Source organism: Rossellomorea sp. NPDC077527 (genome assembly GCF_044542955.1).
Taxonomy (GTDB): domain Bacteria; phylum Bacillota; class Bacilli; order Bacillales; family Bacillaceae_B; genus Rossellomorea; species Rossellomorea aquimaris_E.
The window spans coordinates 1-1,485 of record NZ_JBITVL010000022.1; the positions used below are offsets into that span (position 1 = coordinate 1).

General features: G+C 59.7%; 2 protein-coding genes. One reads left to right on the forward strand and one right to left on the reverse strand.

Features of this window, described 5'->3' with window-relative positions:
* The coding region (locus ACIGG7_RS23710; RefSeq protein ID WP_397551183.1) for a replication initiation factor domain-containing protein at positions 1-646 on the forward strand (646 nt) is incomplete at its 5' end.
* Between the two features lie 322 nt (positions 647-968).
* Here the strand turns inward: ACIGG7_RS23710 and ACIGG7_RS23715 are convergent.
* Complete coding sequence (locus ACIGG7_RS23715) at positions 969-1,253, reverse strand: hypothetical protein (RefSeq protein WP_397551184.1); 285 nt, start codon at positions 1,251-1,253, stop codon at positions 969-971.
* Positions 1,254-1,485: the final 232 nt, after the last annotated feature.

Sequence of the window (1,485 nt, forward strand, 5' to 3'; positions counted from 1 at the left end):
CCCTGGGGTGAACATCACTGCAAGCTCTACCGAAGCTCCAGTGCTCGCACAGGCGCTCAGAGGGCTAAATATCACCTACGGTGTCACTCGGGTTGACTCGTGTGCTGATTGGATCGAGGAAGGCGCGTTCGACTCGCTGTCGGGGCATCTGATTGCATTCGCCCAGGCCAACGGGATAAGCATCGAGCAGCGCGGGGATTGGATCAGGGGGCAGGCTCGCACGCTCTATCTCGGCTCGCCGCAGTCGCCTGTGCGGATCTGCCTGTACGAAAAAGGGTATGAGCAGGGTGGTGACGCTCCGAGGGATTGGACTCGCCTCGAAGTTCGGGTGCGCCCTAAAGGTGAACATCGCATGGCCGTTGCCGGTTGGGAGTCGGATGACGTGTTCTGTGCTGGCTGGGTCGCTGATGCTCTAGCCGTCCTTGGCTGGGACGACCTCAAGAAACGTGCTGTAGGCACCGTATGGCGGCGCTCTGACGCTGAACGCTCACGTATAGCCCTTTGCAAGCAATACGGAGGGATCATCGCTGAATGGGCGGCAGAACTGGGTGGCTGGGATGCGCTCCCGCAAGCCATGCGGGCACTTATTGACGACAAACCATCGCAACCCATTGCTGCCGGGTCTGGGCGGCTGGTTGATGTCTAGCGCGCAGCGCAGAAGCAGCCAGGCGACCGGGCGCGGCCACCAAGCGTAGCGCGGTAGAACGCACAAAAGGTGTCCACCTGATTGACAGGTACACACCCAGCCACCACACTCCGGCGATAAGTGTCCACCGGAGAAGATTCATGCCCACGCTCAAACCGCGCGTTCAAGTCACGCTTGAACCGCAGACGCACGACGTCATTGCACGTCTCGCCAGCCTCCAGAACCGCACTCGTGGTTCAGTCATCGCTGAGTTGCTCGATTCGGTAGCTCCAGCGCTCATACGCACCGTTGCGTTGCTCGAAGCAGCCTTCGAAGCACCCGATCAAGTCAAGCAGGGACTACGCGCCGTTGTGGAAGGTGTCCACGACGAACTTGTGGCCGTTTCGGGCGATTCGATCAAGCAATTGGACATGCTCATGCAGCGTCTCGATGAAGGCTCAGAAGAGGGGTCAACCCCCGTCCCTGTAACACGGGGGTCAGGTACTGACTCAACCCCCCCTCCGAAACCGGTCAAAACGCGCCGGAAGCCTAGTGCCAAGCGGGGTCCAGCCAAATGACACGGTTCGATTGGTATCAAGCGACGGTTTACGTCCAAGACCCAAGCCAAAAGGGCCTCCTCTCGGCCTTGCTTAAGGCGTGGGATTTGTCCGATTTCGCCCCCGACAGGGGTATGCATGGATACACACACGGTGGACGAATCAGCAGGGGCTCAACGAAGCTCTGTACGCTCTGGTGGGGTGGTAACCCTGGGGTGAACATCACTGCAAGCTCTACCGAAGCTCCAGTGCTCGCACAGGCGCTCAGAGGGCTAAATATCACCTACGGTGTCACTCGGGTTG